Genomic DNA, 13,730 nt, shown 5'->3' on the forward strand with positions numbered 1-13,730 from the left:
ATTAATCTTCCAAATCTCCAAACCCATCACCCAGCTCCTCTTCATTATCCTCCAGAAACATCTTCTTCATCTTATACATCTTCAGAAGTTCTCTTACTTTACGTTCTGGATCAGAAGCAAGATCGTGAAACAAGATTGGATATTTTTTCAGTTCGTTGAATAGGATAACATCTTCTTCGGATAATGTTATTTCTCTACCCATTACTGTTTCTGTAAATGAATCGTCTTCTAAATTCTCCTTAGGAATGCCTAACATATCCTCTATAACTTTAGCTTGTTTTTCTGTGATTTTAAAATCGTTACCTCCACGAAAAACGAAAAAGTCATCCTCTGACATGCCTAGTGCTCTCCTGAATTCTGAAGCGGATATACGTTTTTGATTAAGAATTTCAGTTATTTGCGCTGCTCTATGAAAGGGTATTTTATAGTTTTTTTGATTTACTTCTCTATGTGTTGTACTCGAAGTTCTTCCTAAAAGATAGTCAACGGTGACGTTGTGAATATCTGCTATCTTTTTCAGCATTTCCGTATCAGGCTCCACACGGTTATTTTCATAGTGTGAATAGCTTGCCCTTGAAAGGCCGAGCAGCTTTGACATCTCTTCTTGAGTTTTATTGCCGCGTAACAATTTCATTCTTTTGCCGAGAATTTTATTGTCTTCCATGGTTACGTGCACCTCTTTCTACCTCCATTGTAACTAATATGCGATAAAAAATGTATCAATGATAAAATATTTTTCAATAATACTTGACGATAAAAAAGTTATCATGTATATTAGATTTAGTGATAAAAAAGTTATCAAAAAGGTGGTGTCATAAATGGAGCGAAAACTACTCCGAAAATTACGGTTGAAGAATAAACTAACTCAACAACAACTCGCTGACGCTCTTGGTATCTCGGCCGTGTATGTAAGAAAGATTGAGAAGGGTAATGTCAATGCGGGTTTGCCAACTATGCTTAAATATGAAAGTTTTTTCGGTGTAAGTATGAGAGATTTGTTTCCGGATATTTTTTTAGCTACGAATGATAAAAAAGTTATCAAAAATAAAAAAGAGGTCGGGTAGGAGGTAATATCCATGGAGAAAAACTTTTCTGAAGTCCAAAAATCATTAATAAGAAAATATGCACCAGCAACTCTAAAAGAGCTGAAATACGCATCAAAGAAAGAGGTAGTTGCGATTATCATAAGCGAAATCAAAAAATACCAATTTACTGTTTCGGAAGCGAAAGATCTTTTGGATTGGGCCAAAGAAGTCATCGATTCCGAAACAGTAGTGAAAGATTAGTTATTCCTTGTCTTCAGCAGCGGCGATGAGGGCGGCGATTGATTCTTTTTGTCTAGCTTCATCTGAATCAACAGACGCTATTACATCTTCATAACTTTCAAGTAATTCGCGGTAAATCTCGATGTAAGTTTTCAAAACTGGCTCATGACCGGAAAGTCTACTTAATGCAGTTTTGTCATACTTCGCATTAACAAGAGAAATCGCTAAATCATGACAAATGTTTTCTTTATTCATTAGTTCCACCTCCCATCTAGCAATAGTTTACCAGACGGGAGCACAAAAAGAAGTCGGATAGGAGGAATGAAGATGAACCAACAAACAATTCAAAATCTAGTTAGCTTACTGAAAGGCATAAAGCATTCCGAATGGTCGAGGATCAAGCAGCAAGTAGACATGATGTTCAGCCACGAGGCCGCCAAGGTGGAGCTTGGCGACACTTCGCAACTGCAACACAACTTAGAAGTTGAATTCAGGATTCGACGATTTGGAGATACATCGGATTGATTCGGTAGTCCTTTCCTTTGTAATGAATCCAGATGTAATCAAGTTCATACAAAGTATCTTTTTTCTCTCTATTGATAGGACTCCATATCTCCGCACCTTCTTCCCACCAGGTAGAGGGAGACGATAAATTCCCACCCATTTTACAATCGGGATCATCGTTTAGGTTTACCCAATCGCCGCACAAGCAAGCGTAAACGTTCGTAGCCATTATATTCACCTCCCATCTATTACAAGTGTAGCAGATGGGGAGAGCGAGAAAAAAGGAGGAGCTAAAAATGTCAGAAGTAGTAGTGACCACTCAAGCGCAGCTAAACGAATTGATTAGCGCAACTGTCAAACAAGCCGTAAGCGAAGCCTTGCGAGATCGTCAACTACCAATCTTGCTTTCATTGAAAGAGACAGCCGAGCTATTGGGCGTAAGCCAGACGACGATTCACAGAGCGGCAAAGATTCAAGGGTTTCCCGTCACTAATGATTTCGGGCATGCTAAGGTCGTGACGGATCAACTGTTGCAATGGATTAAGAACCGAAGTAATTATGATTTGGTTTATAACTTTAGTGGATGAGGAGGAATCAGCTATGGCACATAAAAGAAATTCAAAGCGATCGAATTCAATTTCGATGGAGTACAGGAATCTAAAGGGTACTAAACGCGAGCGTCTGATTGCAGAAAGAAAGAGGGCGGGACTAACTCAAACACAATTAGCCAAGAAGTTAGGATGTTCAACAACGACAATTTCACACTTGGAACTGGGGAGGGTAAAACCAGGGCTCGATATCTCATTAGGTTTAGAAAGTTATTTTCAACAGCCTTTTGAAATATTATTTCCCGATTTATAAAAAAGTACTTGACAAGCCTTACTGGGAAATTTCCAGATATGCAATATATCATAAGCACAGAGAAAACCACAGACAAACAAAATGTAATATTTTCACAAATTAGTGTTAATGAGAATAGCACAGCAAAACAAATAGAAACAATTTTAACCAAAAGTGGAAAAGGGTCGAAAAGTCATAATAGAAATTACTAAGTGAAGGAGGAATGAAGATGAATCAAATAACGAAATTATTTGAAGGTCAAGAGTTGCGAATCGCTGGCGAAGAATCAAACCCACTTTTCTTACTGAAGGATGTTTGCTCTATTTTGGGGTTGGAGCAAGTGGCAGGTGTTAAAAGGCGGTTAGACGATGACGTGATTTCAAATCACCCCATCCAAGACTCGATAGGAAGAACACAACAAGCAACATTCATAAACGAGGACGGCCTATACGATGTGGTCCTTGAAAGTCGAAAGCCGGAAGCGAAGAAGTTCAGAAAATGGATTACCAGCGAAGTCATTCCTTCTATAAGAAAGCATGGCGGCTACTTAACACCGGAAACGGTCGAACAAGTCCTTTCCGATCCAGACACATTAATCCGACTGGCGACCGACTTGAAAGAAGAAAGACTGAAACGCCAGCAGGCCGAATTGCGAATTCAGCAGCAACAACCGAAAGTGCGATTTGCTGAAGCAGTGGAGACAAGTGAAACATCCATTCTAATTGGACAACTTGCAAAATTAATCACACAGAACGGTTTCCGCGTTGGTCAAAATCGATTGTTTAAGTGGTTAAGAGAAAACGAGTTTCTTGGGAAAAGTGGATCACATTACAACGAGCCAACTCAGTATGCAATGGAACGAGGTTGGTTTGAAGTGAAAGAGCGGACCATCAACAATCCGGATGGCAGCGTGCGAATCACCAGAACAACAAAGGTGACTGGAAAAGGACAAGTGTACTTTATCAATAAGTTTCTAAGTTTGAAAGATGTGATCTAGCGGAGCGGAGGGGTTTGCTCCACTAGATTAGGAGGTTGCTTACGAAGCGTAACACGAGGATTGCGAGTGGGTCTACTACAAGAATACGACACCCTAGAGCGGTTTCACATTCCGCAGCAGAATATATTCCAGATTGGAATATGGGAGGGGGTGAGCCAATGGACATCGGGAAATTTTTGAGGCAATGCCGGAAGGATCACGGTATGAAGCAAGAGGAACTGGCCTTCGCACTGAACATCAACCAGTCAGATGTATCGAAGATCGAGCGGGGCGAGAAGTACCCGGCACTTGACATCTTCCGGAACTGGACGGTGCAGACGCAGGCGATCGATTTAGGCATTGCCTTTCTATACGGGACGGAAATACTCAACACACTGCCGGACATCATTAACACGATGAGCACGATGGTGGCGGGCATCATTCACTTATTTTAGGAGGATACTATGAAACTAACAAATTATCGTAGAGCAGATATTGAAAGAGCGGCCGATTTAAAGAAGATGGCCATGCACCAAATTGAAGCATTGGAGTTATGTAACTGGACAGACGACATGGAAGAAGCAGTATTCCGTGCGGAGACGTTGCTAGAAATGTTTAAGCAAGTACGAGTGTTGCAGCACATGAAACGGATGGAAGTCGATACACAAGCACTGGCAGCCAAGTTAATCGCGCAAGGAATCAATGCACAAGCTATGCAATTTACGCACAAAAAAGCCGACTGACGCGTCCAACGTCAAATCGGCAAAAGCTAAAATTTATGTACTTTCAGTATACCACAGATTAGGAGCTTTGGCTCCTATCAATAAGGTCAGGTTGGTTGGTTAGCCATTGGATAATTTCCGCTGTGAATTGGAATCTCACAGACCTGGCCTTATTGATGGGATTCACATCCATCACGGAAAGGAGTTGATGACATGACGGAATACGGACATTTGTTATTGATCGCGTGCTTGCTTCCAGTCGTTGCATTCATGATCGGCACCTTATGGGCGGACGCAGGCCATCAACTTAGAAAGGAGCGTGAAGAAAATGACGACGTACCAGTGGGAAATAGTGTTTATGCAAGAAATCGATTCGGTCTACGTGATGACATTTGAAGACAGTGTGTTAGATGCAGCTCAAACGTATTACGACAATTACGGCGATCGCTTGAAAGTATATGCAATTCGTAAAGACGCGGAAATCATTCGTTTTGAGGAGGCGATCTGATTGGGCGAGTATGTTGAAATGGCTTTAAGCGGTGTCGTCTGTCAAATGTGCGGCGAGTTCATGGGTGAAGATGTTGGTTATCCGATGACTTGCAATGATTGTCACGAAGAGATGATGAAGTGGGAAGTTGAAAAGGAAAATGAACAAAAATAAAACCCGCTGTTGGTAGCAGCGAGTTCGGGATTCCATATAAAACTACTTGGCGCTATTATAGCGCGGAATCCCGAATATCACAAGGAGGAGAATGTATTGGAAACGAAAACGGATAGAGATTTTCTTGTAAATAGAGTGAATCAAATCGGCGTGAAATTTCCATCCAGACAACGCTTCTCGTTATGTTTGGACGAAGGGAAACTAAGCATTATTACAACCGAAAACAAATCTAAAATAAAACTTGAAAACGAAAAGTTTTTTCGAAATAGAAGTATTTTGTTCAGCGGTTCACCCTTGGCTTTGTTGGATATAGTCGATTGCCAAAATGCAGAAGAATACATTGATCATCTACTTTACTTACGGGATAGATGGAATATAGGGCAGGAGGAAAAATGATGAAAAATATTAAATTACTCAATCTGACACTGAAGAACTTTAAGGGTATCAAGTCGCTAGAATTAGATGCTGCCGGCAACGACTTGAAAGTGTATGGCGATAATGCGACAGGGAAGACGTCCATATTCGATGGTTTCTTATGGTTGCTTTTCAACAAAGACAGTAACAACAAAACGGATTTCGCTATCAAGACACTGGAAGATGGCCATGAGATCAACAACTTGGAACACGAAGTCGCTGCAACATTCACGATCGACAATGTACCGCTGGCAATCCGTAAGATTTATAAGGAAAGATGGACAAAGAAACGCGGTGCACCAATGGCCGAGTTTACCGGTCATGAAACGCTGTACTACATCGACTCGGTCCCAGTTAAAAAGAAAGAGTATGAAGAAAAAGTCGGATCCATTGTAAAAGAGGAAGTGTTTAAACTTCTCACTAATCCACTTTATTTCAATGAACAAGTCAAATGGCAAGATCGCAGAACTACTCTACTCGAAGTGTGTGGCGATGTGGAACTGGAAGATGTCCTGGCATTCAACAGCGAACTGAAAGACTTACCGGCCATCCTGAAAGGCCGAACTATCGAAGATCATCGTAAAGTCATTGCGGCAAAACGCGCTGAAATCAATAAAGAGTTGGATCGTATTCCGGTTCGAATTGACGAACTAACTAACTCAATGCCGGACATTAAAATCGATGTCTCTTCTATAGAAATAGAAATCGCGAAAGTAGAAAAAGAGATTGACGTGGCATCTACTCAAATCAACAACATCAAAAACGGTTCAGCCGTTACGAATAAAAAGAACGATTTACAACAGATTGAAATGGATCTTGAGTCCATCAAGCGTGAACTGGAGTCGGAAGCGACTGAAAAAGGTTATCAGGTTCAGGCGAAGATCCAGGAAGAAAAATCTAATCAGGCGATCATGCAGCGGAAACTAGACGACGCGAAGCATCAGATTCAAGTAGGACAAGCGGATGTGGTCGAGTTCGACAAGAAGTTGGTCGCTTTACGAGAAGACTTCGCGACAGAGAACGCTAAACAGTTTGAACATAAAGAAGCGTGTGAGTGTCCGACATGCGGCCAAGCCTTACCAGAAGAGCAACTGACAGCGGCTAGAGACAAGGCGGTAGCGGAATTTAATACAAAAAAATCTGCCAAATTGGAGCATATTCAAACGACAGGTAAAGCAATAGCGGCAGACAAAGAAAAAACGCAGCAGCGCATAGTAGAAGCCGAAAAGGTTGGCAGTCAACTGAAAGATGATATCGCTAAGAAAGAAGAGACAATCAACAAGCTCACGATCCAATTGAACGAACTACGTGATGAAGTGAAGAATGCTCGAACGAACCCTAAATACACTGACAAAGTAACTGAAATGAGCGCAGTCCAGGAAGAAATCAAATCTCTCGAGGCAAATGCCAATGAAGCTGTTGCCGAAATCGAGAAAGAAGTATCTGCATTTAAGACGAAACGCTCTGAATTGAACGGACAGCTTGCAAAGAACGAACAAGCGGAAGTGTCCCAAAAGCGAATTGCTGAACTCGAAGAACAACAGAAAGAACTGGCTACTGAGTTTGAAAACTTAGAACGTGAACTTTATCTGACAGAGCAATTCATCCGTTCGAAAGTTGAACTACTGGAAAGCAAGATCAACGGCAAATTCAAGTATGCGCGATTTAAGTTGTTTGCCCAACAAGTGAATGGCGGTCTTCAAGAGATTTGTGAAACTACTTTTGAAGGTATTCCATTTTCAAGTGGCCTGAACAATGCGGCTCGAATCAACGTAGGTTTAGATATCATATCTACTCTATCTGAGCATTACGGAATTAAAGCCCCCATCTGGATCGATAATAGCGAGTCGGTAGTTAAGTTGCTAAATATAGACACGCAGATGATTCAGTTGGTTGTGAGCGGAGGAGATAAAGAGTTGCGAGTGGAGGTTATTGGCGATGAAGATATGCAAAGTGGAGAACTGCGGAAAACCTCATAAAGCAAAAGGTTTTTGCTCGAAGCATTGGAGCCAGATAGATCGCAGGGGCGAAATCACCAATTTTAATAGACTCAGCCCTAATCAAGTCTTTGAATTCAATGATTATGCAGAGATAGTGCTTTGCGATACTCACGGAATCGAGGTGGGTAGGGCGGTTGTTGATTTAGAAGATCTTATCAAAGTCAAGAAACATAAGTGGTACCTGAGCAGTTCAGGCTATGCAATGACTCGTTTGAATAGAAAAGAGCAAATGTTTCTCCATAGATTGATTGTTAAACCTGCAGAGAAAACGCTTGTTGATCATATCGATGGCGATACATTGAATAACAAAAGAGCGAACTTACGAGAGTGTACGCACCAGCAAAATATTATGAATCAAAAAACAAGAATCGACAACACTTCTGGTTGTACGGGGGTGAATTTCTGCAAAGTTAAATGCAGGTGGAGAGCAAGAATACATGTAGACGGCAGAGATAAGCACTTAGGTTATTTCGAGTCATTAACAGAAGCAGAGGGCGCTAGGAAAGCAGCTGAAATACACTACTTCGGAGAATTCAGAAGAAAAAACAAATAACAGGAGGCTATTTAATATGACTGGACTAATGGAAAAACCTATGCAGTTTGAAGTAAACGGTGAGACGGTGAAGTTATCAGGGGCAATGGTGAAGGACTATCTGGTACGAGGTAATGGAGATGTATCTGATCAGGAACTTGTGATGTTCATGAACCTTTGTAAATTCCAGAAACTGAATCCATTCCTAAACGAAGCGTACTTAATCAAATTCGGCTCACAGCCAGCACAGATCATCGTATCGAAAGAAGCGTTTATGAAACGTGCCGAGAACCACCCGAAATATGAAGGTTTTGAAGCAGGCATCATTGTCGAGCGAAAAGGAGAACTGGTAGAAGTTGAAGGTGCTGTCAAGTTAACCGAGGACAAGTTAATTGGTGGATGGGCCAAAATTTACCGATCAGACCGAAAGAAACCAATCACAACAAGAATCAGCTTGGACGAGTTTTCAAAAGGCCAAGCTACTTGGAAAGCGATGCCGTTAAACATGATCCGCAAATCGGCAATTGTCAACGCGCAACGTGAGGCGTTCCCTGACACGCTAGGAGCGCTTTATACAGAAGATGATGCACTAACACAGACGGAGCCTAAAGACGTCACACAGCATGTGCAGGAAGAGATTAAGCAATATGCAAACACAGAAGTATTAGACATTCCAGTCAATCGTGAAACTGGCGAAATCATTGAATCTGAAAAAGAAGTGCTTGAACAGCCTGCATACGAACCAGAGCCGGTCACATCGAACGGACCTGGCTTCTAATGATTGAGATTACAACACTCGCAACAGGCAGCACGGGGAATTGCTATCACATTACGGACGGCAGCTCCTCGCTCCTCTTGGAGTGCGGCATCAACTTTAAGCAGATCCAGCGGGCGCTAAACTTTGAGACTAGCAATATCGCAGGCGTATTGGTATCACACGAACACAAAGACCACTGCAAGGCGGTACAGGACGTCGCAGACCGCGGGCTAGACATTTACATGTCGCAAGGCACAGCGGACGCTATTGGCATTCAGCATCACCGTATACGGCCTGTCACATGCAAAGAGACATTCAGAGTCGGTACGTGGACTGTATTACCATTTGATGTCCAGCACGATGCAGCAGAGCCATTCGGCTTCTTAATTGCTAATCAGGAAGGTGACAAGCTGTTATTTGCGACAGATACCTACTATATCAAGTACAAGTTTTCCGGACTGACTCACTTGATGATTGAGTGTAATTATTCTTACAAAATTCTTTCTGAAAACGTTAATTCAGGACGGACGCCAGAGTTTTTAAAAAAGCGTGTTATGCAGTCGCACTTCAGTTTAGAAAATGTATTGGAATTTTTGGATGCTAACGATCTATCACTAGTTCAGGAGATTCATCTGCTGCACTTGTCGGATAGTAATTCAAACGAAGAAGAATTTAAAAAAGCGGTACAAGCAGCAACTGGAAAGTTAGTATACGTGCCGTAATAAAAGGAGGACATTGTAATGGCGAGACCACAAAAGCTGGGCCTTGATTACTTTCCGTTAGACGTGGATATCGACCAGGATGACAAGATCCAGCTGGTCGAAGCCTTACACGGAACTACTGGATTTGCAGTTGTAATCAAATTATTAATGCGTATTTACAAGGAAGGCTACTACTATGACTGGACGGAAGTGGAGCATCTACTGTTCAGCAGAAGAGTAAATGTAGACATTAACACTCTTACAGACATAGTAAATGATTGCATCAAGTATGGGGTGTTCAACAAGGATTTGTATGAAAAGTACCACATTCTTACTTCTCATGGTATCCAAGAGCGGTACTTTGAAGCGAGTAAACGCAGAAAAAACATTACAGTGGTAAACCAATATATGTTAATTAATGACTCGAAAATAGTTAATGCAAACATTAACCGAGTAAATGTAGACATTAACGGAGAAGTAGTAGAGGGAAATGTTACAGAAAGTACACAAAGTAAAGTAAAGGAAAGTAAAGAAGAGGAAAGCAAACAACAACATGTTGTAGCTTCAGATGTCGCGGAAGCTTCTCTTCCTGAAAATCCTAAAAAAATAAGTCGATCGTCTGTAGTTGTCGATTTAGGTTTTGGAGAGATTATCAGATTCTACGAAAAAAACGTAGGTCCGATTGTTCCTCATATTGCAGACGAGTTTCAACACATGGTTGACGAAAATAATTCTGAACTTGTATTGCTGGCTCTAAAAAAATCAGTCGAGGCTAGACCTAAGAAGTTGATCAGCTACCTTCACGGAATATTACGTAACTGGAAGAGTCGAAACTTACTCACAGCACAGGACATAGAGGCTCATGATGCCGCAAACGAAAGGGAGGCTGCAGGGTATGGAACATATCGGACAAGTCATACAAGAAATGATGCAATCGAATCCGAAATTCAGGCAACGAATGAACGACGTAAGAAACTCGCTGGAATCGAAACCAATCGAGATATTGACGTCCCCTTCTGATGATTGCCCTTTACGCAAATGCGACGGTACCGGATGGATCTGGGTGAAAGATTGGTCGAAGCGCCGAAAAAAAAATGAAAATATAAACGAAATGGATGAATGGTGGGAGAAATGTGAGTGTTACGAAAATCAAGTCAAGCAACGTGAGATTGACAAAAAACTTGATTTATCCGGCATTCCGCCGATTTTCAGCCAAGCAACTGTACATTCTTTCGACGCAAATAGGTACACCAAGCAAAGTGACCGAGACACTGCGCTCGTAGCGAAAAAAGCAGCTGCTAATTTCGTTGAAAATTATGCAGTCATGAAAGAACACGGCAAAGGCCTGTATCTCTATAGCCAAGTCAAAGGATCAGGAAAAACCCGTCTTGCTTCGAGTATCGCAAATGCATTGGTCAAGCTACATGGTGTAGATATCGCATTTATTAAGTCGGCTGATTTGATTAGTCAGGTCAAGAAAACGTTTGGCTCGAAAGAAACCAGCGCGGACGAAGTAGTGAAGGCCTTCCGTGAAGTTGAGGTGCTGGTGGTGGACGATCTTGCTTTAAAGGGTGCTACAGAGTTCGAGGAAGGCATTCTGTATGACGTCATGGATTATCGGCTAGAACATAAGAAGTCCACAATCTTCACATCCAACGTGACAATTCCTGAGTTAGAAAAGATTTATCCAGGCGGCCGAGTCAATAAACGAATTAACAAGATGGCAATGGCTATTAATTTGCCGGAAGAATCCATTCGGGACCAGGAAGCAGAAAATGAAAACGTGGAATTTGAAAATATTTTATTTGGAAATTAGGGGGATGCGGGATGAGTTATACATTCAAAAAAACGATTACGAAACGTTGGGAAGTGACTCAGGTCGCCCTCAACTTCATGAACTTCGGTGACTTTTACCGAGTGCGACAAGATAAAAAGAAATGTGAATTATGCAATCGAGATTTTACGGAAGAAGACATGGCGCATTTAGCGTTTGTAAAAGGGAAAAAGAATCACTTGATCTGTACGAAATGCGCCACAGAAGCCGTAGAAGGTGGAGCAAAGAGTTTTGACAGGAGGGATAAGGATGTCTAACTGGACTAACAACAGCGGGATCTACACGGTTCCGCTTCCGGATAAAGTGGACTGGCGAAAAATCCAACAAGAAATGGACGCTTTGGAAATCAAGTTACAACAGGCAGAGGCGGCTATGGCTATGAGGAAAGGGATGACGGCATGATCAATCGAGTTGTATTAGTTGGACGTCTCACGAAAGATCCTGAACTGAAGTATACGCAGGGTGGTGTCGCGGTATGTAGGTTTACATTAGCCTGCAATCGTCCGTTTAAAAGCGAGGGCGGAGAGCAACAAGCAGACTTCATCCAGTGTGTTGCATGGAGAAAACAAGCGGAGAACATATCAAACTTCTTGAACAAAGGTAGTCTCGCAGGAGTAGACGGTCGGATCACCACTGGTAGTTTCGAGGGGCAAGACGGTAAGCGTGTCTATACGACAGAAGTCGTTGCAGATAGTACACAATTCCTTGAACCGAAATCGAGCAATGCAAATAACGCACAGCAAGCTCCACAACAGCCAAATCGACAAGGACAGACAAATACTCAACCAAACTATCAGACAGGGCAAAACGGATACGGTGGACAAGCACAGGCATATGATGTGCCGCCTTACAGCTCGGATGACCTCCCGTTCTGAATCTATGAAACTTTGAAAGGGTGACATGCATGCAGGATCACACAATCACAATCTCCGCGAAGTCGTTACAAGAACGCAATATGCGTGTGCGGGATTTACTCAGTAGAGGGTATATGCCGATCAAATTCATTACTAAAGAAAAAGAATACACAGGCGTTACCGAGCAGCGTTATGTAGATAAGCACGGGCGGCAACAACGAATTAAAGCGACGGAATATGACTGCAGATACTGCGTGGTGTTAAGAAAGAAGGGATCGAATGTTTTATCTGTATGATCCGCGGACGAATATTAGCACTCCGACAAATTACCAAGAGCTGCAGGGCATTACAGGGTTAACAGTCAGTGTGTTTTCTAACGCAAAGAGACAAGGGCGCAAAATCAGACCGATCAACTGCTATATCACCAATGGAGTCGCGTCTTTAAAACAAAGACAGGCGTGGTATGCAGCGGAAGTCTATCCGGACGAATCTTGGTTGCCGTTACACGACACAATAGGCACGTACTTCGTATCAAACTACGGAAGAGTTAAGAGAGTGTATAAGACAACCGAACGTATTCTGCTTCCGTTTCGAGTTAAGGGTCAAGGGAACTTATTTGTGAAGATTGACGGTGTCGGAATCAAGATCGGTCACTTGGTCGCAAGGGTGTATTTGAGAAAACCGAATCCGGAAGAGCGGATTGTCAGGAAAAACGGCATTATTACAGATGACTATGTGAGTAATTTAGAAATCGTCACATTGAGTGAGTTAGGAAAGCGGACTGGATTCAAATCCAAAAGTTTGCCGGTTTTAAAAATCGATGCAGAAACCGGCGAGACGATCGATGAGTACCGATCCGCACGCGAAGCTGGCAGAGAAAACTATTTCAGTTACCAGGCGATCTTGGACAAGTGCAATGGCGAATCCAAACAAAGCGGGCCGTACATTTGGAAGTTTGAAAGAGATTGCGAACCTGGCAACGAATTAGGAGGTGGCTTTATTTGACGCTTAAAGTCAGAAGTGGCAACAGTAAACAGCCACGGTCAATCAAAGCAGAAGAAGCGCGTTTCCGATCGAAAGAAATTGAGTGTCGCATCTGCAGGAAGAACGAAGTGGTGCAAGCTCATAGTTATTGCAGCACTAGTCGATTGTGCGCGAAGTGCGCGAATCGAGAGTTTGACGGATGGAAGAAAGAGAGGGAATAAACAAATTGAACATACAGCAACTAACGGACGCAATCAGAACATGGGCGACTTACCGAGGACTAGACGTAGCGGATAGTACGAAACAAATGTTGAAGCTAGGCGAAGAATTCGGAGAACTGTGTCAAGGGATGGCGAAATCAAAACCAGATGAGGTGAAAGATGCGCTCGGAGACATGTACGTAGTGATGACCATACTCGCTATGCAAAAGGGAGTTTCCATCGAGGAATGCGTACGGATGGCTTACAACGAAATCAAGGACCGAAAAGGCGCCATGGTGAACGGAGTGTTCGTTAAAGAATCCGACTTGTAAGTAAGCCTTACACGTTCAAAAGGAGTGATCCGGATGCTGACAACGATGTTCAAAGTGGAATATAAACAGCCGTTGTACATCTGCGGCAATCTGAACAAACAAGAAATCAAACAATTGCGCAGTGAAGGCTGGCGACTGGATTCACAGGACAAGC

General features: G+C 42.4%; 26 protein-coding genes. 23 read left to right on the top strand and 3 right to left on the bottom strand.

Annotation, left to right across the window (positions count from 1 at the left end; all coding sequences use genetic code 11):
* Nucleotide 1 precedes the first annotated feature (1 nt).
* Entirely contained in the window at nt 2–664 is a 663-nt protein-coding gene (locus SporoP37_RS00205) for a helix-turn-helix domain-containing protein (protein WP_232329781.1), read from the bottom strand.
* Nucleotides 665–818: 154 nt separating this feature from the next.
* On the opposite strand from SporoP37_RS00205, the gene SporoP37_RS00210 reads away from it, so the two are divergent.
* Nucleotides 819–1,064 (top strand): helix-turn-helix transcriptional regulator, encoded by a 246-nt coding sequence (locus SporoP37_RS00210; protein ID WP_085429882.1) that lies wholly within the window; start codon nt 819–821, stop codon nt 1,062–1,064.
* A 12-nt stretch (nt 1,065–1,076) separates the two neighbouring features.
* Nucleotides 1,077–1,286 carry a hypothetical protein gene (locus SporoP37_RS00215; RefSeq protein WP_085429883.1) on the top strand — a complete coding sequence of 70 codons (210 nt, stop codon included), beginning with the start codon at nt 1,077–1,079 and terminating at the stop codon, nt 1,284–1,286.
* Here the strand turns inward: SporoP37_RS00215 and SporoP37_RS00220 are convergent, their stop codons facing one another.
* On the bottom strand, nt 1,287–1,520 hold the full coding sequence (locus tag SporoP37_RS00220) for a hypothetical protein (RefSeq protein WP_085429884.1): 234 nt from the start codon (nt 1,518–1,520) through the stop codon (nt 1,287–1,289). It lies immediately after the preceding gene.
* Nucleotides 1,521–1,592: 72 nt separating this feature from the next.
* Here SporoP37_RS00220 and SporoP37_RS00225 point away from each other — a divergent pair, with 72 nt between their 5' ends.
* On the top strand, nt 1,593–1,790 hold the full coding sequence (locus SporoP37_RS00225) for a hypothetical protein (protein WP_085429885.1): 198 nt from the start codon (nt 1,593–1,595) through the stop codon (nt 1,788–1,790).
* Here SporoP37_RS00225 and SporoP37_RS17345 read toward each other — a convergent pair.
* Nucleotides 1,756–1,998 carry a hypothetical protein gene (locus SporoP37_RS17345; protein ID WP_085429886.1) on the bottom strand — a complete coding sequence of 81 codons (243 nt, stop codon included), beginning with the start codon at nt 1,996–1,998 and terminating at the stop codon, nt 1,756–1,758. The genes SporoP37_RS00225 and SporoP37_RS17345 overlap by 35 nt on opposite strands.
* A gap of 67 nt (nt 1,999–2,065) precedes the next feature.
* On the opposite strand from SporoP37_RS17345, the gene SporoP37_RS00235 reads away from it, so the two are divergent.
* The 20 genes from SporoP37_RS00235 to SporoP37_RS00330 all read left to right on the top strand — a co-directional run bounded on the left by SporoP37_RS00235 (nt 2,066) and on the right by SporoP37_RS00330 (nt 13,576).
* A complete protein-coding gene (locus SporoP37_RS00235) occupies nt 2,066–2,356 on the top strand; it encodes a helix-turn-helix domain-containing protein (RefSeq protein ID WP_085429887.1) in 291 nt (96 codons plus the stop codon).
* Nucleotides 2,357–2,369: 13 nt separating this feature from the next.
* Nucleotides 2,370–2,630, top strand: coding sequence for a helix-turn-helix transcriptional regulator (locus SporoP37_RS00240; RefSeq protein ID WP_158233570.1), 261 nt, complete (start codon nt 2,370–2,372; stop codon nt 2,628–2,630).
* A gap of 208 nt (nt 2,631–2,838) precedes the next feature.
* On the top strand, nt 2,839–3,606 hold the full coding sequence (locus tag SporoP37_RS00245) for a phage antirepressor (protein WP_085429889.1): 768 nt from the start codon (nt 2,839–2,841) through the stop codon (nt 3,604–3,606).
* Nucleotides 3,607–3,764: 158 nt separating this feature from the next.
* Nucleotides 3,765–4,040, top strand: coding sequence for a helix-turn-helix domain-containing protein (locus tag SporoP37_RS00250; protein WP_198160037.1), 276 nt, complete (start codon nt 3,765–3,767; stop codon nt 4,038–4,040).
* Nucleotides 4,041–4,049: 9 nt separating this feature from the next.
* Nucleotides 4,050–4,328, top strand: coding sequence for a hypothetical protein (locus SporoP37_RS00255; RefSeq protein WP_085429891.1), 279 nt, complete (start codon nt 4,050–4,052; stop codon nt 4,326–4,328).
* Nucleotides 4,329–4,635: 307 nt separating this feature from the next.
* Nucleotides 4,636–4,815 (top strand): hypothetical protein, encoded by a 180-nt coding sequence (locus tag SporoP37_RS00260; protein WP_085429892.1) that lies wholly within the window; start codon nt 4,636–4,638, stop codon nt 4,813–4,815.
* The gene (locus SporoP37_RS17180; protein ID WP_198160038.1) at nt 4,816–4,968 is read left to right on the top strand and encodes a hypothetical protein; all 153 of its coding nucleotides are present in this window, start codon (nt 4,816–4,818) and stop codon (nt 4,966–4,968) included.
* A 96-nt stretch (nt 4,969–5,064) separates the two neighbouring features.
* Nucleotides 5,065–5,364, top strand: coding sequence for a hypothetical protein (locus tag SporoP37_RS00265; protein WP_085429893.1), 300 nt, complete (start codon nt 5,065–5,067; stop codon nt 5,362–5,364).
* Nucleotides 5,364–7,361, top strand: coding sequence for an AAA family ATPase (locus tag SporoP37_RS00270; RefSeq protein WP_085429894.1), 1,998 nt, complete (start codon nt 5,364–5,366; stop codon nt 7,359–7,361). Before SporoP37_RS00265 ends, SporoP37_RS00270 begins: the two co-directional genes overlap by 1 nt.
* On the top strand, nt 7,321–7,935 hold the full coding sequence (locus SporoP37_RS00275; RefSeq protein WP_085429895.1) for an HNH endonuclease: 615 nt from the start codon (nt 7,321–7,323) through the stop codon (nt 7,933–7,935). Before SporoP37_RS00270 ends, SporoP37_RS00275 begins: the two co-directional genes overlap by 41 nt.
* 16 nt (nt 7,936–7,951) lie before the next feature.
* Nucleotides 7,952–8,692 carry a phage recombination protein Bet gene (bet, locus tag SporoP37_RS00280; protein WP_085429896.1) on the top strand — a complete coding sequence of 247 codons (741 nt, stop codon included), beginning with the start codon at nt 7,952–7,954 and terminating at the stop codon, nt 8,690–8,692.
* A complete protein-coding gene (locus tag SporoP37_RS00285; RefSeq protein WP_085429897.1) occupies nt 8,692–9,393 on the top strand; it encodes an MBL fold metallo-hydrolase in 702 nt (233 codons plus the stop codon). The genes bet and SporoP37_RS00285 overlap by 1 nt, the downstream gene beginning before the upstream one ends.
* Before the next feature lie 18 nt (nt 9,394–9,411).
* Nucleotides 9,412–10,392, top strand: coding sequence for a Lin1244/Lin1753 domain-containing protein (locus SporoP37_RS00290; RefSeq protein WP_085429898.1), 981 nt, complete (start codon nt 9,412–9,414; stop codon nt 10,390–10,392).
* On the top strand, nt 10,331–11,188 hold the full coding sequence (locus SporoP37_RS00295; RefSeq protein ID WP_158233571.1) for an ATP-binding protein: 858 nt from the start codon (nt 10,331–10,333) through the stop codon (nt 11,186–11,188). Before SporoP37_RS00290 ends, SporoP37_RS00295 begins: the two co-directional genes overlap by 62 nt.
* 11 nt (nt 11,189–11,199) lie before the next feature.
* Nucleotides 11,200–11,463, top strand: coding sequence for a hypothetical protein (locus SporoP37_RS00300; protein WP_085429900.1), 264 nt, complete (start codon nt 11,200–11,202; stop codon nt 11,461–11,463).
* Nucleotides 11,456–11,608, top strand: a complete 153-nt coding sequence (locus SporoP37_RS00305; RefSeq protein ID WP_085429901.1) for a pilus assembly protein PilO — start codon at nt 11,456–11,458, stop codon at nt 11,606–11,608. Before SporoP37_RS00300 ends, SporoP37_RS00305 begins: the two co-directional genes overlap by 8 nt.
* Complete coding sequence (locus SporoP37_RS00310) at nt 11,605–12,081, top strand: single-stranded DNA-binding protein (protein ID WP_085429902.1); 477 nt, start codon at nt 11,605–11,607, stop codon at nt 12,079–12,081. Before SporoP37_RS00305 ends, SporoP37_RS00310 begins: the two co-directional genes overlap by 4 nt.
* Nucleotides 12,082–12,110: 29 nt before the next feature.
* The gene (locus SporoP37_RS00315) at nt 12,111–12,356 is read left to right on the top strand and encodes a hypothetical protein (RefSeq protein WP_085429903.1); all 246 of its coding nucleotides are present in this window, start codon (nt 12,111–12,113) and stop codon (nt 12,354–12,356) included.
* Nucleotides 12,340–13,065, top strand: coding sequence for an NUMOD4 domain-containing protein (locus SporoP37_RS00320; RefSeq protein WP_085429904.1), 726 nt, complete (start codon nt 12,340–12,342; stop codon nt 13,063–13,065). The genes SporoP37_RS00315 and SporoP37_RS00320 overlap by 17 nt, the downstream gene beginning before the upstream one ends.
* 178 nt (nt 13,066–13,243) lie before the next feature.
* Complete coding sequence (locus tag SporoP37_RS00330) at nt 13,244–13,576, top strand: MazG-like family protein (RefSeq protein ID WP_085429906.1); 333 nt, start codon at nt 13,244–13,246, stop codon at nt 13,574–13,576.
* Nucleotides 13,577–13,730: the final 154 nt, after the last annotated feature.

The organism is Sporosarcina sp. P37, assembly GCF_002109365.1.
Taxonomy (GTDB): domain Bacteria; phylum Bacillota; class Bacilli; order Bacillales_A; family Planococcaceae; genus Sporosarcina.